This window comes from Pseudomonas sp. TH34, assembly GCF_016650865.1.
GTDB classification, from domain to species: domain Bacteria; phylum Pseudomonadota; class Gammaproteobacteria; order Pseudomonadales; family Pseudomonadaceae; genus Aquipseudomonas; species Aquipseudomonas yamanorum.
In genome coordinates this window covers 91,204-109,288 of sequence record NZ_JAEKFB010000018.1, presented here as the reverse complement: position 1 = coordinate 109,288, position 18,085 = coordinate 91,204, and the positions used below count along the sequence as shown (strand labels likewise).

Sequence of the window (18,085 nt, the reverse complement as noted above, 5' to 3'; positions counted from 1 at the left end):
CTGTGGAAAAGTTTAAAGGCGCCTTGCTGGTAGGCGCTCTTCGGTTGTTTGCCCTGCTGCCTTGGCGCGCGGTGCAAGCGGTCGGTTCGGCGATTGGCTGGATCATGTGGAAAACCCCCAACCGCTCCCGCGAAACGGTGCGGATCAACCTGTCCAAATGCTTCCCCGACATGGACCCGGCCGAGCGCGAGCGCCTGGTGGGACGCAGCCTGATGGACATCGGCAAGTCCCTGACCGAAAGCGCCTGCGCCTGGATCTGGCCGGCTCAGCGTTCCATCGACCTGGTGCGTGAAGTCGAAGGCCTGGAAGTGCTGCACGAAGCTCTGGCCTCGGGTAAAGGCGTGGTTGGCATCACCAGCCACCTTGGCAACTGGGAAGTGTTGAACCACTTCTATTGCAGCCAGTGCAAACCGATAATTTTCTACCGCCCGCCGAAGCTCAAGGCGGTGGATGACTTGCTGCGCAAACAGCGGGTGCAACTGGGTAACCGCGTGGCGGCGTCCACCAAGGAAGGCATCCTCAGTGTCATCAAGGAAGTGCGCAAAGGCGGCCAGGTGGGGATTCCTGCGGATCCGGAGCCGGCAGAGTCCGCCGGGATCTTCGTGCCGTTCTTCGCCACCCAGGCGCTGACCAGCAAGTTCGTGCCGAACATGTTGGCGGGGCACAAGGCGGTCGGAGTGTTCCTGCATGCCCTGCGGCTGCCGGATGGCTCGGGCTACAAAGTGATCCTGGAAGCGGCGCCGGAAGATATGTACAGCACCGACACAGCCACTTCATGTGCGGCGATGAGCAAGGTGGTTGAGCGGTATGTGGGGGCTTACCCAAGCCAGTACATGTGGAGCATGAAGCGCTTCAAGAAACGCCCGCCGGGTGAGGCGCGGTGGTACTGATGTACGTCGATCTGTAGACCCCTGCAGATCCAGTGTGGGAGCTGGCTTGCCCGCGATGGCATCACCTCGGTGTAACTGAAGGACCGAGTTGCCTGCATCGCAGGCAAGCCAGCTCCCAGAGGAATCTCTTCAGGCTTGGCGGTCGAGTTTCTTCAGGAACACCGTCATTTCTTTTTCGGCCTGCTTATCGCCATGGGCCAAGGCTGCTTCAATACCCTTCTCCCAAGCTAAGCGCGCCGCAGCACTATCACACTGCCCCAACTGCGCCTTGCCCAACAGCTTCCACGCCGCCGAATACTTCGGATCAAACTCGACGCACTTCTGCAAATGCTCCGCCGCCTTCGCGTTGTCCTTCAGATCCAGATAACCCTTGCCCAAACCAAACCGCAGCAGTGAGTTATCCACACCCTTGGCGAGCATTTTTTCCAGGGATTCGAGCATGTCGGTCACTCCGTTTGATCAGAAAAAGCTCAGGCCCACGTGGAACAGTTTCTCCACATCGCGGATATGTTTTTTATCCACAAGGAACAGAATCACATGGTCGCCGGTGGCGATCACCGTGTCGTCGTGGGCGATGATCACTTCTTCATCGCGAATGATTGCGCCAATGGTTGTACCCGGTGGCAGGCCGATATCGCGGATCGCCTTGCCAATCACCTTGCTAGACTTCGAGTCGCCGTGGGCAATCGCCTCGATGGCTTCCGCCGCGCCTCGGCGCAACGAGTGCACACTGACGATATCGCCGCGCCGCACGTGGGCCAGCAAGGTGCCGATGGTTGCCAGTTGCGGGCTGATGGCGATGTCGATATCGCCGCCCTGGATCAGGTCGACATAGGCCGGGTTGTTGATGATGGTCATCACCTTCTTCGCCCCCAGCCGCTTGGCCAGCAACGACGACATGATGTTGGCTTCGTCATCGTTGGTCAGCGCCAGGAAGATGTCGGCGTCGGCGATGTTTTCTTCCAGCAGCAGGTCACGGTCCGAGGCACTGCCTTGCAGGACCACGGTGCTGTCGAGGGTGTCGGACAAATACCGGCAGCGTGCCGGATTCATCTCGATAATCTTCACCTGATAGCGGCTTTCGATGGCCTCGGCCAGGCGCTCGCCGATCTGCCCGCCACCCGCGATGACGATGCGTTTGTAGGTCTCATCCAGACGGCGCATTTCACTCATCACCGCGCGAATATTCGCCTTGGCGGCGATGAAAAATACTTCGTCGTCGGCTTCGATCACCGTATCGCCCTGAGGCAGGATCGGCCGGTCGCGACGGAAGATCGCCGCCACCCGTGTCTCGACGTTGGGCATGTGCTCGCGCAACTGGCGCAGTTGCTGGCCCACCAACGGCCCGCCGTAGTAGGCCTTGACCGCCACCAGTTGCGCCTTGCCTTCGGCAAAGTCGATCACCTGCAAGGCGCCTGGGTGTTCGATCAGGCGCTTGATGTAGTGGGTCACCACCTGTTCCGGACTGATGAGCACGTCCACCGGGATCGCGTCGTTGTCGAACAGCCCGGCGCGGGTCAGGTAGGCCGCCTCACGTACCCGGGCGATTTTGGTCGGGGTGTGGAACAGGGTGTGGGCGACCTGGCAGGCGACCATGTTGGTCTCGTCACTGTTGGTGACCGCCACCAGCATGTCGGCATCGTCGGCACCGGCCTGGCGCAGCACCGTAGGAAACGAGGCACGGCCTTGTACGGTTCGGATATCCAGGCGGTCGCCCAAATCCCGCAGGCGCTCCGCGTCGGTGTCGACCACGGTGATGTCGTTGGCTTCGCTGGCCAAATGCTCGGCCAGCGTACCGCCGACCTGCCCTGCGCCGAGGATGATGATTTTCATCCGGTCACTCCCTTAAAACCATTCAGCCGCGAGCGGCGGCAATCTTGATCAGCTTGGCGTAATAGAACCCGTCGTGGCCGCCTTCCTGGGCCAGCAACTGGCGGCCATGAGGCTGCTTGATCCCGGCCTGGATGTCGAGGTCCAGTTCTCGTGCACCGCTGGTGCGGGCCAGGAAGGCTTCGATGACTTCGGTGTTTTCGGTGGGCAGCGTCGAGCAGGTGGCGTACAGCAGGATGCCGCCGACTTCGAGGGTCGGCCACAACGCGTCCAGCAATTCACCTTGCAGCACGGCCAGGGCGGCGATGTCGTCGGGTTGGCGGGTCAGCTTGATGTCCGGGTGGCGGCGGATCACGCCGGTGGCGGAGCACGGCGCGTCCAGCAGGATGCGCTGGAAGGGCTTGCCGTCCCACCAGGTGGCGGTGTCGCGGCCATCGGCGGCGATCAGCTCGGCGCTGAGGCCCAGGCGGGCGAGGTTTTCCCGCACACGCACCAGGCGCTTGGCTTCCAGGTCGACGGCGACGACACCGGCCAGGTCTGCTTGTACTTCCATGATGTGGCAGGTCTTGCCGCCGGGGGCGCAACAGGCGTCCAGTACGCGTTGGTCCGGGGCCAGGTCCAGCAGGTCGGCGGCCAGTTGAGCGGCTTCGTCCTGCACGCTGATCCAGCCTTCGGCGAACCCGGGCAGGTTACGTACATCGCCCGGTTTTGTAAGAACGATGCCGTCCTGGCTGTAGACGCAGGCCGTGGCCGCTACACCGGCTTCGCCAAGCAATGTGAGATAAGCGTCGCGGGTGTGATGACGGCGATTGACCCGCAGGATCATCGGCGGGTGCGCGTTGTTGGCCGCGCAGATGGCTTCCCATTGCTCGGGCCAGAATGCCTTCAGGGATTTTTGCAGCCAGCGCGGGTGGGCGGTGCGCACCACCGGGTCATGTTCCAGCTCGGCCAGCAGCGCTTCGCTTTCGCGCTGGGCGCGGCGCAGCACGGCGTTGAGCAGGGCCTTGGCCCAAGGCTTTTTCAGCTTGTCGGCGCAACCGACGGTTTCGCCGATGGCCGCGTGGGCCGGGACGCGGGTGTAGAGCAGTTGATAGAGACCCACCAGCAGCAGCGCCTCGACATCGGCATCTGCGGCCTTGAACGGCTTTTGCAGCAGCTTGGCCGCCAGCGCCGACAACCGCGGCTGCCAGCGGGCGGTGCCGAAAGCCAGGTCCTGGGTGAAGCCGCGATCGCGGTCTTCGACTTTATCCAGCTGGGTCGGCAACGAACTGTTGAGGGAAGCCTTGCCGTTGAGTACGGCGGCCAGGGCCTTGGCGGCGGCCAGACGTGGGTTCATAGGGTGTCTACCGCTTGGCCGAGGACGATGCCGACGGCAAATTTCTCACGACGGCTGTTGAACAAATCGCTGAAGTTCAGCGCCTTGCCGCCGGGCAGTTGCAGACGGGTCAGGCACAGCGCCTGTTCACCGCACGCTACCAACAGGCCGTCTTTGCTGGCGCCGATAATCTCGCCGGGGGCACCTTTTCCATCGGCCAAGGTGGCGGCCAATACTTTCAGGGCTTCACCATTGAGGGTGCTGTGGCAGATCGGCCACGGGTTGAAGGCGCGTACCAGGCGTTCCAGCTCAACGGCCGGACGACTCCAGTCGATGCGGGCTTCATCCTTGTTCAATTTGTGGGCGTAGGTGGCGAGGCTGTCGTCCTGCACTTCGCCTTCCAGGGTGCCAGCAGCCAGGCCGGCGATGGCCTGGACTACGGCCGGCGGGCCCATCTCGGCTAGGCGATCGTGCAGGCTGCCACCGGTGTCTTCAGCGGTAATCGGGGTGGTGACTTTCAACAGCATCGGGCCGGTGTCCAGGCCCGCTTCCATGCGCATTACGGTCACACCACTTTCGGCGTCACCGTCTTCAACGGCCCGTTGGATCGGTGCCGCACCGCGCCAGCGAGGCAGCAGCGAGGCGTGGCTGTTGATGCAGCCCAGGCGCGGGATATCCAGCACGGCCTGAGGCAGGATCAAACCATAAGCCACCACCACCAGCAGGTCCGGCTTCAGCGCAGCCAGTTCGGCTTGGGCATCGGCGTTGCGCAGGGTTGGCGGCTGCAGCACGACAATGTTGTTCTCAAGTGCCAGCTGCTTGACCGGGCTGGGCATCAGCTTTTGCCCACGACCGGCCGGGCGATCGGGCTGGGTGTAGACCGCCACGATTTCATACGGGCTGGCGAGCAGGGCCTTGAGGTGTTCGGCGGCGAATTCGGGGGTGCCGGCAAAAACGATGCGCAGTGGCTCGGTCATGGGAAACGTCTCACAAAAGAAAAAGGCTTGCCGGAGCAAGCCTTTGAAAGAAGGGAATCAAGCTTGCTGGCGATGCTTCTTTTCCAGCTTCTTCTTGATCCGGTCGCGTTTAAGCGTGGACAGGTAATCAACAAACAGCTTGCCGTTGAGGTGGTCGCATTCGTGTTGAATGCACACCGCCAGCAGGCCTTCGGCAATCATCTCGAACGGCTTGCCGTCACGGTCCAGGGCCTTGATCTTGACGCGCTGGGGGCGGTCGACGTTCTCGTAGAAGTCAGGCACCGACAGGCAGCCTTCCTGATACTGGCCCATCTCGTCGGTCAGGGTTTCGAACTCAGGGTTGATAAACACCAGAGGCTCGCTGCGGTCTTCGGACAGGTCCATGACCACGACGCGCTGATGCACGTCGACCTGGGTCGCGGCGAGGCCGATACCCGGGGCTTCATACATTGTTTCAAACATGTCATCGACCAACTGACGAACCTTGGCGTCCACTACGGCCACTGGCTTGGCAATGGTGCGCAGGCGTGAGTCCGGAAATTCGAGGATGTTCAAAATAGCCATAAGCGTAATTGCTGCACATGTGAGGTAAAGGCAAGTCGGCGCCGGGGATGGACCCTTGATGTGCCGGAATAAGTGCCGTGGGAAAACGTCCGAAAGCCACGAAGGCCAAGGCGTTTCACGCGAATGCACATAATAAAGGAGATTCACCCCATGAGGAAATCGCTACTCGTCTTGCTGCTGTGGGCCCAGGCCGTTGTTGGCCAGGTTCCCGCGAGCTTTCCACAGGCGGGTCAACCGCTGCCGCTTCATACGCAACAAGCCATTCAGCGCTTTTTACTGCACAACCGCATTCTCGATACGCCCCAGGAACTGGACCACGCTCCCTATATTATTGCAGCAGATGCCGGCCGAGTATTGGGCGCCAATGGCGAGCGTGTTTATGCGCGTGGGGCCCTGGACCCTGCCGTGCAAAGCTACGGGATCTTCCGCCCGGGCAAGGCTTATACCGACCCCGATAGCCAGGAATGGCTGGGCATCAACGCCGACGACATAGGCACCGCACGTTTTGTGATAGCGGGCGACGTCAGCACATTGGGTGTGCAGCGGGTGACCCAGGAGGTGCGTCCCGGGGACCGGTTGCTCAGCCAGCAAGCACCCACGGACCTGGCCAGCCTGGTGGTTCAGTGGCCTGCCCGCGCCATTGCCGGGCACATCATCGACGTGCCCCGGGGCGTGACGCAGATCGGCGTGCTGGATGCCGTGACGTTGAACAAGGGCCGCCGTGACGGGCTGATGGAAGGTCATTTGCTGGCCGTGGTGAAAGCCGGTGAAACCGTTCGGGACAGAGTGACCGGCGTTCCGATGAAGATGCCTGATGAGCCTGCCGGGACGCTGGTGGTGTTCCGCACCTACGAAAAGCTCAGCTACGGCCTGGTGCTCGGCGCATCGCGTTCGCTGGCGGTAATGGACCGTTTTGAGGCGCCTGATCAAAGGCAATAATTAGGTTGCTAAATAAGTTACCAACAGAGTTATCCACAGCTTGTTCCGATCAAGGACGATCAAATGTTACCGACGAATGACCGTGAAATTTCCCCAGCAGAACTGGAAGCCCGACTACGCTTGCACAGGCTGCCGGAACTGGGTCCCAAGGGCTTTAAAAAACTTATCGAGGCCTTTGGTTCTGCGTCAAAAGCCATCAGCGCACCGGCCAGTGCCTGGCGTTCTCTAGGCCTCAAGGTGGCCAGCGCCGATGCCAGGCGTTGCGAGGAAGTACGTGATGGCGCCAGTGCGGCATTGGCCTGGCTGGAGCGTCCGGCCCAGCATTTGCTGATGTGGGACCAACCCGACTACCCGGCATTGCTCGCAGAATTGGATGACGCGCCCCCGCTATTATTCGTCGCTGGCAACCCGGCGATTCTGGAAAAACCGCAATTGGCGATGGTCGGCAGCCGTCGTGCCTCCAGGCCAGGAATGGACACCGCCGCCGCGTTTTCCCGCAGCCTGGCCAGTGCCGGTTTTGTCATCACCAGCGGCCTCGCCCTGGGTATCGATGGCGCTGCTCACCAGGCGGCGTTGGATGTTGGTGGACATACAATCGGCGTGCTGGGCACCGGGCTCGAAAACTTTTATCCACAGCGCCACCGACGCTTGGCCGAAGCGATGATTGCCCAAGGCAGCGCCGTGGTTTCCGAGTTTCCGTTGGACGCCCCGCCCCAGGCCGGCAATTTCCCACGCCGCAACCGTATTATCAGTGGCCTGTCCCTTGGGGTGCTGGTGGTGGAGGCCAGCATGGCCAGCGGTTCGCTGATCACCGCACGCCTGGCGGCGGAGCAAGGCCGCGAGGTATACGCCATCCCCGGGTCGATCCATCACCCTGGAGCCAAAGGCTGCCATCAATTGATTCGAGATGGTGCGGTGCTGGTGGAAACCATTGAACACATCCTCGAAAACCTGCGCGGCTGGCAGGCACTGTCCCGCCCGGCACCGATTGCGGTCACTCACCCACTGGTGGCGCTGTTGCACGCGGCGCCCCACACCAGTGAAGCCCTGGCGATTGCCAGCGGAAGGGCCTTGTCCGAGGTGCTGGCCAGCCTGACGGAACTCGAGCTGGAAGGCCGGGTAATCTGCGAAAGCGGGCGCTGGCTTGCGCGCGGCTAGGTTTTGTAACGAAGATCGGTAAACTGCGCAGAGCTTTAGTCCGGAGAGTGAGTAATGGTCAACAGGTGGCGTGTGCGAGAAGCCGCACGAGAAATTCGCGCAGGCGCGGTGATTGCCTATCCAACCGAGGCGGTCTGGGGCCTGGGCTGTGACCCTTGGAACGAAGAGGCCGTGGATCGGTTGCTGGCGATCAAGGGCCGGTCTGTGGATAAGGGGCTGATCCTGATTGCCGACAATATCCGTCAGTTCGATTTTCTCTTCGAAGACTTTCCTGATGAGTGGATGGACCGCATGGCCAGTACCTGGCCTGGCCCGAATACGTGGCTGGTGCCCCATCAGAACTTGTTGCCCGAGTGGATTACCGGGGTGCATGACACAGTGGCGTTGCGGGTGACTGATCATCCGCAAGTGCGGGATCTGTGCTCGTTGGTCGGGCCATTGATTTCCACCTCGGCCAACCCACAGGGCCGCCCGGCGGCGCGCACGCGGATTCGTGTGGAGCAGTATTTCCGTGGGCAGGTGGATCTAGTGTTGGGCGGGAATCTTGGGGGGCGGAAGAATCCGAGTCTGATTCGGGATCTGGCGACGGGCGAGGTTGTGCGCCCTTCCTGAGACCGAGTCGCCTGCATTCGCGAGCAAGCCCGCTCCCACATTCGGCCGCATTCCAAAGGCGGAGCGCATTCAAATGTGGGAGCGGGCTTGCTCGCGAAGAGGCCCTCAAACCCGCTGAAAATCCAACGCCCTATGGCAACAGAATGGTCGACCCAGTCGTCCGCCGCGCCGACAACTCAATCTGCGCCTTCGCCGCATCCCCCAGCGAAAACCGCTGATTAATATCAATCTGCAACTTGCCACTGATGATCATCGAAAACAGGTCATCCGCCATCGCCTGCAGGTTTTCCGGGTTGTTGGCATAAGTCGCCAGGGTCGGCCGGGTCACATACAGCGAACCTTTCGCTGCCAGAATCCCCAGGTTAACCCCATCCACAGCCCCCGAAGCATTCCCAAAACTCACCACCAACCCGCGTGGCGCCACGCTGTCCAAGGACGTGAGCCAGGTGTCCTTGCCTACACCGTCGTACACCACCGGGCATTTCTTGCCGTCAGTCAGTTCCAGCACGCGTTGTGCGACATTTTCCTTGCTGTAGTCGATGGTTTCCCAGGCACCGAGAGATTTGGCCAGCGCCGCTTTTTCCGGCGAGCTGACGGTACCGATCAACTTCACGCCCAGGGCCTTGGCCCATTGGCACGCCAGCGAGCCCACGCCACCGGCAGCGGCGTGGAACAGAATGGTTTCGCCGCCCTTCAACTCATAGGTCTGGCGCAGCAGGTACTGCACGGTCAGGCCCTTGAGCATCGCCCCGGCAGCCTGTTCGAAGCTGATGTCGTCCGGCAGGTGCACCAGGTTGGCAGCCGGCAGCACATGCAATTCGCTGTAGGCACCCAGCGGGCCGCTGCCATAAGCCACGCGATCACCGACCTTGAATTGAGTGACTTCGCTACCCACCGCATCAACCACGCCAGCGCCTTCAGCGCCCAGACCCGACGGCAAGGCCGGTGGTGCGTACAGGCCGCTGCGGAAATACGTGTCGATGAAGTTCAGGCCAATGGCCTTGTTCTGCACGCGAACCTGCTGCGGGCCGGGTTCTGCGGGGGTGTAGTCCACATACTCAAGTACTTCGGGGCCGCCATGGGCACGGAACTGGATACGTTTGGCCATCTGCACTCTCCTTAAGTCATTTCGCGTAGCCCCCTATCGGACTCCTAAGCTTGATCTTCGTCAACTGTGGCAGTAGTGGGTGCAGTGGTATCCTGTGCGCCCATTTGCCGCCGACGCCCAATGGCCTCGCGTAGCTTTGCCCGATTCAAGGTGATGTCATGACTACCCGCACCGAGGCTGTCAAAGCCTACCTGCTCGACCTGCAAGACCGCATTTGCAGCGCCCTGGAAACCTTTGAGACGGACACTCGCTTTATCGAAGACGCCTGGACCCGGCCTGCCGGCGGCGGTGGTCGTACCCGTGTGATCGAAAACGGTTCGGTAATCGAAAAAGGCGGCGTTAATTTTTCCCACGTGTTTGGCAGCGGCCTCCCACCGTCCGCCAGCGCGCATCGCCCGGAATTGGCCGGTCGCGGTTTTGAAGCCCTAGGCGTGTCGCTGGTGATCCACCCGCACAACCCGCATGTGCCGACTTCCCACGCCAACGTTCGTTTTTTCATCGCTGAAAAAGAAGGCGAAGAGCCGGTATGGTGGTTCGGTGGCGGCTTCGACCTGACGCCCTACTACGGCAACGAAGAAGACTGCATCCACTGGCACCGCGTCGCCGAGCAGGCCTGCGCGCCGTTTGGCCCGGACGTTTATTCGCGCTACAAGGCCTGGTGCGACACCTACTTCCACATCAAGCACCGCAACGAACCCCGGGGCATCGGCGGTTTGTTCTTCGATGATTTGAACGAGTGGGACTTCGACACCAGCTTCGCCTTCATGCGCGCCATCGGCGATGCCTACATCGACGCCTACCTGCCAATCGTCCAGCGCCGCAAGGCCATGGCCTATACCGAGCAGCAGCGTGAGTTCCAGGAGTTCCGCCGTGGCCGCTACGTCGAGTTCAACCTGGTCTACGACCGTGGCACCCTGTTCGGCCTGCAATCAGGCGGGCGCACCGAGTCGATCCTGATGTCGCTGCCACCGCAGGTGCGCTGGAGCTACGACTGGAAGGCCGCACCGGACAGCGAAGAAGCGCGTCTCACCGATTATTTCCTGCAAGATCGCGACTGGCTGGGCGTGCTGCCCAAGGCGGCGGTGTGATGGATCGTTATGTCGTCTTCGGCAACCCCATCGGCCACAGCAAGTCCCCGCTGATTCACCGTCTGTTCGCTGAACAAACGGGTGAGCAACTGGACTACAGCACCTTGCTCGCACCACTGGATGATTTCACCGGCTGTGCGAAAGCATTTTTCGCACAAGGCCGCGGTGCCAACGTCACCGTCCCGTTCAAGGAAGAGGCCTATCGACTGGCCAGCACCCTGACCGAACGCGCCCAACGGGCCGGCGCGGTGAATACCCTGAGCAAGCTTGCCGATGGCAGCCTGTTGGGAGACAACACCGACGGCGCCGGCCTGGTGCGGGATTTGACGGTGAATGCCGGGTTCGGCCTGCAAGGCAAACGCATCCTGCTGCTGGGCGCCGGTGGTGCGGTGCGCGGTGCGTTGGAGCCGTTGCTGGCTGAGCAGCCGGCTTCGCTGATCATCGCCAACCGCACTGTGGAAAAGGCCGAATTGCTCGCCGAACTGTTCGACGACCTCGGCCCGGTGTCCGCCAGCGGTTTCGACTGGCTGCGTGAGCCGGTGGACCTGATCATAAACGCCACCTCCGCCAGCCTGTCAGGCGATGTACCGCCGATTGCGGGCAGCCTAATCGAACCCGGAAAGACTTTTTGCTACGACATGATGTACGGCAAAGAGCCTACGGCGTTTTGCCGTTGGGCCAATGATCAGGGCGCCGCGGTAGCGATGGATGGCCTGGGAATGTTGGTGGAGCAGGCGGCGGAAGCGTTCTACCTGTGGCGCGGCGTGCGCCCGGATTCGGCGCCGGTATTAGCTGAACTGCGTAGGCAACTGGCCTGAAGCAAATCTAAATGTGGGAGCGGGCTTGCTCGCGAATGCGGTGGATCAGTCGATACATACGGCGACTGTCACACCGCATTCGCGAGCAAGCCCGTTCCACAGTTTTAACCGCATTCAGTCTTCGAAATGGAGGGGGCATTTCTCCGCCCCTTCCAGTTTCTTCAACTCTTCCACCACCTGCGGCCGGGCCTTGCGCAACGCCAGGCTGCGCCCCAATCCGTTCAATCGGCGCGCTTCCTGGTGCAGCATCTCCACTCCGGAATAGTCGATAAAGTTGATCTGCTGTGCCTCAATCACCACCCGCTGGCCGTGCAGGCTTTGCAGCCGTACTTGCAGGTAATGGCTGGCGCCGAAAAAGATCGACCCGCCGACCCGCAGCACATCGTCCTCACCGTCACGCCATTGCTGGACCCGCGGTTGCGAGGTGCGCTTGAGGTAGAAAAACAGCGACGCCAGCACCCCGGCGTAAATCGCCGTCTGCAACTCCAGCAACAGCGTGGCAATGCAGGTCAGGCTCATCACCGCAAACTCTGCGCGGCTGACCCGGAACAGCGCCCGAATACCGCGATGGTCCACCAACCCCCAGCAAATCAGCAGGATGCTGGCGGCCATGCTCGGGATCGGGATATGCGCGATCAATGCCGCACCGAACAGCGCGAACAACGTCACCCACAGTGCGGAAAACACCCCCGCCAGCGGCGAACAGGCGCCTGCCTCATAACTCAGACCCGACCGGGTGAAGGAGCCCGCCGACAAGTACCCGGAGAAAAATCCGCCGACGATGTTGGATAAACCCTGGGCGCGCACTTCCTGATTTGCATCGAGCAATTGCTGGGAGCGGGCCGACAGTGAGCGCGCAATCGACAGGCTGGTCACCAGCCCCAGCATGCCCACCGCCACGGCACTCGGCAGCAGGCGCAGGACCAAGTCCAAGTCCATCGGCAGCGGGCTGAACGGCGGCAGTTTGCCAACAAATGAACTGACCAACGCCACCTGCCCGAACATCGCCGGCCATAGCCATGGGGTGAGGCTACCCAAGGCCAGCGCGATCAGCAGTGTGGGCCAGCGCGGCACCCACAATTTCAGCAGCACCCCCACCAGCAAGGTGCCGAGCCCGAGCACCAGTGAAGGATGATTCCATTCCCCGGCATGGTTGATCAGCGCAAGCAGGCTGTTGATCGCCGTGGTCTGGCTGGGCAGGTCCAGCCCCAACAGATTGGGCAATTGCCCCAAGGCGATTACCACCGCCGCGCCGAGGGTGAAGCCGAGCACCACTGAATGTGAAACGAAGTTCACCAGGGCACCGAAGCGCAGCATCCCCAGCAGCCATTGGAAGACGCCGGCCAGGAAGGTCAGCAACAGGATGAGCGTGATGTAGTCCTGGGACCCGGGCACGGCCAGCGGGCTGACACTGGCGTAGAGCACGATGGAAATCGCGGCGGTAGGACCGCAGATCAGGTGCCAGGAAGAGCCCCACAAGCAGGCGATCAATACCGGGATGATCGCGGCGTACAGGCCGTACTCCGGTGGGAGACCGGCGATCAGCGCGTAGGCAATGGATTGCGGTAATGCCAGGACTGCACCGCTCAGCCCAACGATTGCATCTCGCCCGACGCTGGCGCGGGTTTGGCGCGGGAGCCAGTTGAGGAAGGGGAAGAGTTTGTGGCGGTTGGGCCAGGGCATTGAGGGCTCGGATTGATAGGTTTGGATCAGGGTATCAGGACAAACGCCGCACTGTGGGAGTCCGCTTACTGTGGGAGCCGGGCTTGCCCGCGATCCAGGCGCCGCGGTCTCACAGAGACACCGCGGTGATGCCATCGCAGGCAAGCCAGCTCCCACATGAAGCGTTAGAGTTTGGCTTTTACGGCGGCCAGCGCATCTTGACCGTCGACGGTTTTAACCCCGTCCAGCCACTTCTCCAGCACCGCCGGATTCGCCTTGATCCAGGCCTTCGCCGCATCAGCGTTGCTCACCTTCTTGTTCACCACCTCCGCCATGATGGCGTTCTCCATCTCCTGGGTGAAACTCAGGTTGGTCAGCAATTTGCCCACATTCGGGCAGGCCTGCGCATACCCTTTGCGGGTCAAGGTATACACGCTGCCGGTGTCACCAAAGTACTTTTCCCCGCCCTTGAGGTAATGCATCTTCAACTGCACGTTCATCGGGTGTGGCGTCCAGCCGAGGAAGGTCACGAACTTCTGCTTCTTCACCGCCCGGGACACTTCGGCCAGCATCGCCTGTTCACTGGACTCGATCAGCTTCCACTGGCCCAGGTCGAAGTCGTTTTTCTTGATGATTTCCTGCAACGAGATGTTCGCCGGCGCACCCGAACCGATGCCGTAGATCTTCTTGTCGAACTTGTCGGCAAACGTGTTCAGGTCGGCAAAATCATGCACCCCGGCGTCCCACACATAATCCGGCACGGCGAGGGTGAACTCGGTGCCATCGAGGTTTTTCGCCAGTTGCACCACATCACCATTGGCCACGAACTTGTCGTAGAAGCCCTGCTGCGCCGGCATCCAGTTACCCAGGAACACATCCACCTGGCCGTCCTTGAGCCCGCCAAAGGTGATCGGCACCGCAAGGGTGTCAACCTTGGCCTTGTAGCCCATGCCGTTCAACAGGAAACCGGTAATGGCATTGGTGGCGGCGATATCGCTCCAGCCCGGATCGGCCATCTTCACGGTGTCGCAGCTTGAGTCCGCGTAGGCGCCGGCACTGCTCAATGCCAGCAGCGCAACGCTCAACACGGTGGATAACTTTTGCATGGCCTTCCCCTCAGTTTTATTGGTTTTGGCAGGGATGTGGAAAACGTGCCTTGCGCTCCAGATCGTCGAGGTCGATATGGTTGCGCATGTATTGCTGACTGGCGTCTACCAGTGGCTGGTGGTCCCAGCTCTTCAGCTTGCCTTGGGTCAGCGCCTCGAATACCAGGCGGCGACGGCGTTGGCTGGCGAGCACCTGCTGGTGGATCGCCGGGATGTCCCACTTGGCCCGCGCCTCACTCAAAAACGCCTCGAACAGTGGCCGGTGTTCCGGTGACTGGCTGAGTTCTTCCCGCTCGTGCGGGTCGTTGTGCACATCGAACAATAGGCAAGGATCGTCCTCGCTGTAGATGAACTTGTAGGCGCCCCGCCGGATCATCATCAGCGGGCTGATGGTGCCCTCGGCCATGTACTCGCCGAACACTTCGTCGTGCCCGCCCTGCCCTTGCAAGTGCGAGACCAGCGAGCGTCCGTCCAGTGGCAGGTTGGCGTCGAGTTGGCCGCCGGCCATTTCCACCAGGGTGGGCAGCAGGTCAGCGGTGGACACGGCAGCCGTCACGCGGCCCGCCGCAAACTGCCCCGGCGCGCTGATCAGCAGCGGCACCCGGGCGGCCATTTCAAACCAGTGCATTTTGTACCAGAGCCCGCGCTCGCCGAGCATGTCGCCGTGGTCGCCGGAGAAGATGATGATGGTGTCGTCGGCCAGGCCGGTGTCTTCCAGGGTTTGCAGCAGCTTGCCGACGTTGCTGTCGATGTAGCTGCACGCACCGAAGTAGGCGCGGCGCGCATCGCGGATCTTGTTCACCGGCAGCGGCTTGTCCCACAGGTCATAGACCTTGAGCAGGCGTTGGGAGTGAGGGTCGAGATCTGCTTGTGGTGGCGTTGCAGGCAACGGGATGTCGTTGTCTTCGTACAGGTCCCAGAACGGCTTGGGAATGGTGTACGGGTCGTGTGGGTGGGTCATCGACACGGTCAGGCAGAACGGCTGGTCGCCGTCCTCGCGGATATGGTCGAACAGATACTGCTGGGCCTTGAACACCACCTCTTCGTCGAAATCCAGCTGGTTGGTGCGCACGCATGGCCCGGCTTGCAGCACCGACGCCATGTTGTGGTACCAGGTGGGACGCACGTCCGGCTCATCCCAGTTCACCGCCCAGCCATAGTCGGCCGGGTAGATATCACTGGTCAGGCGTTCTTCATAACCGTGGAGCTGGTCGGGGCCGCAAAAATGCATCTTGCCCGACAGCGCGGTGCGGTAGCCGAGGCGGCGCAGGTAGTGGGCATAGGTCGGCACGTCGGCGGGGAAATCGGCCGCGTTGTCGTAGGCGCCGATCTTGCTCGGCAACTGCCCACTCACCAGGGTAAAGCGCGATGGCGCACACAGCGGACTGTTGCAGTAAGCGGCGTCGAACACCACGCCCTCAGCGGCGAGGCGACTCAAGTTTGGCAGTTTGATAGGCGAAGGACCGTAGAACGGAAGCATCGGCGCGGCCATCTGATCGGCCATGATAAAAAGAATGTTCTTGCGCTTCATGGTTTCGCGGCATTCCATAGTCAACGTTTATGCGAATGAGCATGCAGGCCATGGAAATCGTGGTAAAGCCCATGAGAAGCAATGTCTAGGATAAGCCCAGCTTATGTATGAATCCCTCGGTAACCTGTCACTCGACCTGCTGCGCGCATTTGAAGCTGCAGCGCGCCAGCGCAGCTTTACGGCGGCGGCGATGGAGCTGGGCACCACCCAGCCGGCCATCAGCCAGCAGATCAAGCGCCTGGAAGAACAGCTGAAGGTGCGCCTGTTTGATCGCATTTACCGTGGCATCGAACTGACCGACGCGGGCGCCCTGTTGTTCGAGCAGGTGCAGGCCGGTTTGCAGAGCATCAACCAGGGGCTGAGCGCGATTGCCGAGCAGGACCAGCACGAAGTCCTGCAGGTGGCGACGGACTTTGCGTTCGCCGCCTATTGGCTGATGCCGCGCCTGCACCGTTTCCATGAAGCCAACCCGCAGGTGGACGTGAGCTTGGTCACCAGCGAGCGCAATCACGCCGCGTTGCGCAGCGATATCGATGTGGCTGTGTTGTTCGGCGACGGCCGTTTCAAGCAGGGCGACAGCCTCTGGCTGTTCAACGAGGAAGTGTTTCCGGTGTGCAGCCCGCAGTTGCTCCAGGACCGCAGCGCGCCGCTGCCAGTGCAGAGCCTGTTGGAGTTTCCCTTGCTGCACCTGCGCCAGCAAAACAACAACCAGTGGTTCGACTGGAGTGGCGTGTTTCGCGAGCTGGGCATCACCACGGCGCCTACCCCGGGCCAACTGCGTTTCGACAATTACACGCTGTTGATCCAGGCCGCGATTGCCGGCCAGGGCGTGGCCATCGGCTGGCGCCACCTTGTGGATAACTTGCTCGAGCAAAAGTGGCTGTGCCGGCCGATTGGCGACACCGTGATCTCACGCTTCGGCTATTACGTGGTGCTGCCCCAGCGCAAACGTCGCAGCCAGTTGATCGAACGCTTCGTCGACTGGCTGATGGCCGAACAAGCCAGCAGCGCACAATCACTGACCGGCCTGGCCCTGCCGTCCATTGCGGTCTAGGATTTGCCGATCATTGAGGCCGGAGCCTGTCATGCAACGTATCAAGGGCTACCACGCCCATATCTACTTCGACGCCAACACCATCGACCAGGCGCGCAAACTCTGCGAGGACGCCGCGCAAATGTTCCCGCTGCGCATGGGCCGGGTGCATGAACGCCCGGTGGGCCCGCACCCGGACTGGAGCTGCCAGTTGGCGTTCGAGCCTGAATACATCGGCGTCGTATTGCCGTGGCTGGCCCTCAACCGCAACGGCCTGGTGGTGTTCCTGCACCCGACCACCGGTGATGACCTCAAGGACCACACCGACCATGCGATCTGGATGGGGGCGATGCGCACGCTAGACCTGTCGATATTCTAAGTTCATATATTCCCTATATATGGGACTGATATTTATATATTGAGACTTTGCCGGTCTTGGGTTTATATTCGCCTCATCCGCTCAGAACACTCAGGTGAAGCGATGCAGGCGCAATTGATCGCGCTCGATTGGGGAACCAGTTCCCTTCGTGCTTACAAGCTCGGCCCGGCAGGCGTCGTGATCGAACGGCGCACTTTGGCGTCGGGGATCATGCACCTGCCCACCGAACCCCGGGACATTGCCGGGGTTCGCAGCAGCAACGGGTTCGAGCTGGCATTCGACGCAGCCTGCGGTGACTGGCTCGACACCCAGCCCGACCTTCCCGTTATCGCCTGCGGCATGGTCGGCAGCGCCCAGGGCTGGAGCGAAGCGGCTTACCGCGACACCCCGGCCGACGTCTCTACCCTCGGCCAGGCGCTGCATGTGGTGCGCAGCCTGCGGGGCGCAGTGGTGCACATCGTTCCCGGCGTGATTCAACGCGGCGCCTTGCCCAATGTGATGCGCGGTGAAGAAACCCAGGTGCTTGGCGTGCTGCAAAGCCTGTCTGCCCATACCGGGCGCGACGTATTGATCGGCCTGCCGGGCAGCCATTCCAAGTGGGTGGAGGTGGTGGAAGGCTGCATCACCCACTTTGACACCTTCATGACCGGCGAGCTGTTTGCCGTGCTCAGCCAACACAGCATTTTGGGGCGCACCCAGCGCCCTTCCGAAGCGTTCCAGGCGGCCGCTTTTGATCGCGGCGTGCAGGTGGCGCTGTCGGTGGACGGTCAGGCCGGGCTGTTGTCGAACTTGTTCAGCGCCCGCACCCTGGGATTGACCGGCGAGCTGGCGCCCGAGGAGCAGCCCGACTATTTGTCCGGCTTGATGATCGGCCACGAACTCATGGGCCTGCGCACCCGCCAGCCTGCCCAGCAACGCGACATCGTTCTGGTGGGCACCACCCAACTCTGCACCCGCTACCAGCGTGCACTCCAACTTTGTGGCTTCCCCCACGTGACCCTGGCACAGGAGGCTACCGAGCGTGGCCTTTGGCAGCTGGCCATGGCGGCGGGGCTGCTGCCTGCAACCTGACGAG

At 61.7% G+C, this 18,085-nt stretch carries 18 protein-coding genes; 9 read left to right on the top strand and 9 right to left on the bottom strand.

The features are described from left to right. Positions 1–2: 2 nt before the first annotated feature. Positions 3–890: a lysophospholipid acyltransferase gene (locus JFU58_RS11265; RefSeq protein WP_003213605.1), complete on the top strand. Its 888-nt coding sequence runs from the start codon at positions 3–5 to the stop codon at positions 888–890. A 129-nt stretch (positions 891–1,019) separates the two neighbouring features. On the opposite strand, the gene JFU58_RS11260 is transcribed toward JFU58_RS11265, so the two are convergent. Genes JFU58_RS11260 through def form a run of 5 tightly spaced genes read right to left on the bottom strand, consistent with a single transcriptional unit; the run spans position 1,020 to position 5,576 of the window. Next, entirely contained in the window at positions 1,020–1,331 is a 312-nt protein-coding gene (locus JFU58_RS11260; protein ID WP_201140681.1) for a tetratricopeptide repeat protein, read from the bottom strand. Positions 1,332–1,349: 18 nt separating this feature from the next. Further along, a complete protein-coding gene (gene trkA, locus JFU58_RS11255) occupies positions 1,350–2,723 on the bottom strand; it encodes a Trk system potassium transporter TrkA (protein ID WP_003213611.1) in 1,374 nt (457 codons plus the stop codon). 22 nt (positions 2,724–2,745) lie between these two features. Further along, entirely contained in the window at positions 2,746–4,056 is a 1,311-nt protein-coding gene (gene rsmB / locus JFU58_RS11250) for a 16S rRNA (cytosine(967)-C(5))-methyltransferase RsmB (RefSeq protein ID WP_201140680.1), read from the bottom strand. After that, the gene (fmt, locus tag JFU58_RS11245) at positions 4,053–5,012 is read right to left on the bottom strand and encodes a methionyl-tRNA formyltransferase (RefSeq protein WP_201140679.1); all 960 of its coding nucleotides are present in this window, start codon (positions 5,010–5,012) and stop codon (positions 4,053–4,055) included. The genes rsmB and fmt overlap by 4 nt, the downstream gene beginning before the upstream one ends. A gap of 57 nt (positions 5,013–5,069) precedes the next feature. Continuing rightward, positions 5,070–5,576, bottom strand: coding sequence for a peptide deformylase (def, locus tag JFU58_RS11240; protein WP_003213617.1), 507 nt, complete (start codon positions 5,574–5,576; stop codon positions 5,070–5,072). 150 nt (positions 5,577–5,726) lie between these two features. Here def and JFU58_RS11235 point away from each other — a divergent pair, with 150 nt between their 5' ends. From JFU58_RS11235 to JFU58_RS11225, 3 genes are all read left to right on the top strand, one after another. Continuing rightward, complete coding sequence (locus JFU58_RS11235) at positions 5,727–6,515, top strand: peptidoglycan-binding protein (protein ID WP_201140678.1); 789 nt, start codon at positions 5,727–5,729, stop codon at positions 6,513–6,515. 63 nt (positions 6,516–6,578) lie between these two features. Continuing rightward, entirely contained in the window at positions 6,579–7,673 is a 1,095-nt protein-coding gene (gene dprA / locus JFU58_RS11230; RefSeq protein WP_063033735.1) for a DNA-processing protein DprA, read from the top strand. A gap of 54 nt (positions 7,674–7,727) precedes the next feature. Continuing rightward, positions 7,728–8,285 (top strand): L-threonylcarbamoyladenylate synthase, encoded by a 558-nt coding sequence (locus tag JFU58_RS11225; protein ID WP_017477928.1) that lies wholly within the window; start codon positions 7,728–7,730, stop codon positions 8,283–8,285. A gap of 130 nt (positions 8,286–8,415) precedes the next feature. Here JFU58_RS11225 and JFU58_RS11220 read toward each other — a convergent pair whose 3' ends face one another. After that, on the bottom strand, positions 8,416–9,393 hold the full coding sequence (locus tag JFU58_RS11220) for an NADPH:quinone reductase (protein WP_076013283.1): 978 nt from the start codon (positions 9,391–9,393) through the stop codon (positions 8,416–8,418). 158 nt (positions 9,394–9,551) lie between these two features. Here JFU58_RS11220 and hemF point away from each other — a divergent pair, with 158 nt between their 5' ends. Both hemF and aroE read left to right on the top strand, forming a co-directional pair. Next, positions 9,552–10,481 carry an oxygen-dependent coproporphyrinogen oxidase gene (gene hemF, locus JFU58_RS11215; RefSeq protein ID WP_003213625.1) on the top strand — a complete coding sequence of 310 codons (930 nt, stop codon included), beginning with the start codon at positions 9,552–9,554 and terminating at the stop codon, positions 10,479–10,481. Beyond that, a complete protein-coding gene (aroE, locus tag JFU58_RS11210; protein WP_201140677.1) occupies positions 10,481–11,299 on the top strand; it encodes a shikimate dehydrogenase in 819 nt (272 codons plus the stop codon). The genes hemF and aroE overlap by 1 nt, the downstream gene beginning before the upstream one ends. Before the next feature lie 114 nt (positions 11,300–11,413). On the opposite strand, the gene JFU58_RS11205 is transcribed toward aroE, so the two are convergent. The 3 genes from JFU58_RS11205 to betC form a co-directional block, all read right to left on the bottom strand. Further along, the gene (locus JFU58_RS11205) at positions 11,414–12,982 is read right to left on the bottom strand and encodes a SulP family inorganic anion transporter (RefSeq protein ID WP_201140676.1); all 1,569 of its coding nucleotides are present in this window, start codon (positions 12,980–12,982) and stop codon (positions 11,414–11,416) included. Positions 12,983–13,146: 164 nt separating this feature from the next. After that, positions 13,147–14,067 (bottom strand): choline ABC transporter substrate-binding protein, encoded by a 921-nt coding sequence (choX, locus tag JFU58_RS11200; protein ID WP_177069839.1) that lies wholly within the window; start codon positions 14,065–14,067, stop codon positions 13,147–13,149. 16 nt (positions 14,068–14,083) lie between these two features. Then, positions 14,084–15,598: a choline-sulfatase gene (betC, locus tag JFU58_RS11195; protein WP_201140675.1), complete on the bottom strand. Its 1,515-nt coding sequence runs from the start codon at positions 15,596–15,598 to the stop codon at positions 14,084–14,086. Between the two features lie 103 nt (positions 15,599–15,701). Here betC and JFU58_RS11190 point away from each other — a divergent pair, with 103 nt between their 5' ends. The 3 genes from JFU58_RS11190 to JFU58_RS11180 all read left to right on the top strand — a co-directional run bounded on the left by JFU58_RS11190 (position 15,702) and on the right by JFU58_RS11180 (position 18,081). Next, positions 15,702–16,652, top strand: coding sequence for a choline sulfate utilization transcriptional regulator (locus tag JFU58_RS11190; protein WP_063033730.1), 951 nt, complete (start codon positions 15,702–15,704; stop codon positions 16,650–16,652). A gap of 31 nt (positions 16,653–16,683) precedes the next feature. Further along, the gene (locus JFU58_RS11185) at positions 16,684–17,010 is read left to right on the top strand and encodes a DOPA 4,5-dioxygenase family protein (protein WP_063033729.1); all 327 of its coding nucleotides are present in this window, start codon (positions 16,684–16,686) and stop codon (positions 17,008–17,010) included. Between the two features lie 102 nt (positions 17,011–17,112). Beyond that, positions 17,113–18,081: a 2-dehydro-3-deoxygalactonokinase gene (locus JFU58_RS11180; RefSeq protein ID WP_063033728.1), complete on the top strand. Its 969-nt coding sequence runs from the start codon at positions 17,113–17,115 to the stop codon at positions 18,079–18,081. Positions 18,082–18,085 lie beyond the last annotated feature (4 nt).

Coding starts and splice junctions, on each gene's coding strand:
- JFU58_RS11260 (WP_201140681.1), bottom strand. CDS start 1,331: ATGCTCGAATCCCTGGAAAAAATGCTCGCCAAGGGTGTGGATAACTCA.
- trkA (WP_003213611.1), bottom strand. CDS start 2,723: ATGAAAATCATCATCCTCGGCGCAGGGCAGGTCGGCGGTACGCTGGCC.
- rsmB (WP_201140680.1), bottom strand. CDS start 4,056: ATGAACCCACGTCTGGCCGCCGCCAAGGCCCTGGCCGCCGTACTCAAC.
- fmt (WP_201140679.1), bottom strand. CDS start 5,012: ATGACCGAGCCACTGCGCATCGTTTTTGCCGGCACCCCCGAATTCGCC.
- def (WP_003213617.1), bottom strand. CDS start 5,576: ATGGCTATTTTGAACATCCTCGAATTTCCGGACTCACGCCTGCGCACC.
- JFU58_RS11235 (WP_201140678.1), top strand. CDS start 5,727: ATGAGGAAATCGCTACTCGTCTTGCTGCTGTGGGCCCAGGCCGTTGTT.
- dprA (WP_063033735.1), top strand. CDS start 6,579: ATGTTACCGACGAATGACCGTGAAATTTCCCCAGCAGAACTGGAAGCC.
- JFU58_RS11225 (WP_017477928.1), top strand. CDS start 7,728: ATGGTCAACAGGTGGCGTGTGCGAGAAGCCGCACGAGAAATTCGCGCA.
- JFU58_RS11220 (WP_076013283.1), bottom strand. CDS start 9,393: ATGGCCAAACGTATCCAGTTCCGTGCCCATGGCGGCCCCGAAGTACTT.
- hemF (WP_003213625.1), top strand. CDS start 9,552: ATGACTACCCGCACCGAGGCTGTCAAAGCCTACCTGCTCGACCTGCAA.
- aroE (WP_201140677.1), top strand. CDS start 10,481: ATGGATCGTTATGTCGTCTTCGGCAACCCCATCGGCCACAGCAAGTCC.
- JFU58_RS11205 (WP_201140676.1), bottom strand. CDS start 12,982: ATGCCCTGGCCCAACCGCCACAAACTCTTCCCCTTCCTCAACTGGCTC.
- choX (WP_177069839.1), bottom strand. CDS start 14,067: ATGCAAAAGTTATCCACCGTGTTGAGCGTTGCGCTGCTGGCATTGAGC.
- betC (WP_201140675.1), bottom strand. CDS start 15,598: ATGAAGCGCAAGAACATTCTTTTTATCATGGCCGATCAGATGGCCGCG.
- JFU58_RS11190 (WP_063033730.1), top strand. CDS start 15,702: ATGTATGAATCCCTCGGTAACCTGTCACTCGACCTGCTGCGCGCATTT.
- JFU58_RS11185 (WP_063033729.1), top strand. CDS start 16,684: ATGCAACGTATCAAGGGCTACCACGCCCATATCTACTTCGACGCCAAC.
- JFU58_RS11180 (WP_063033728.1), top strand. CDS start 17,113: ATGCAGGCGCAATTGATCGCGCTCGATTGGGGAACCAGTTCCCTTCGT.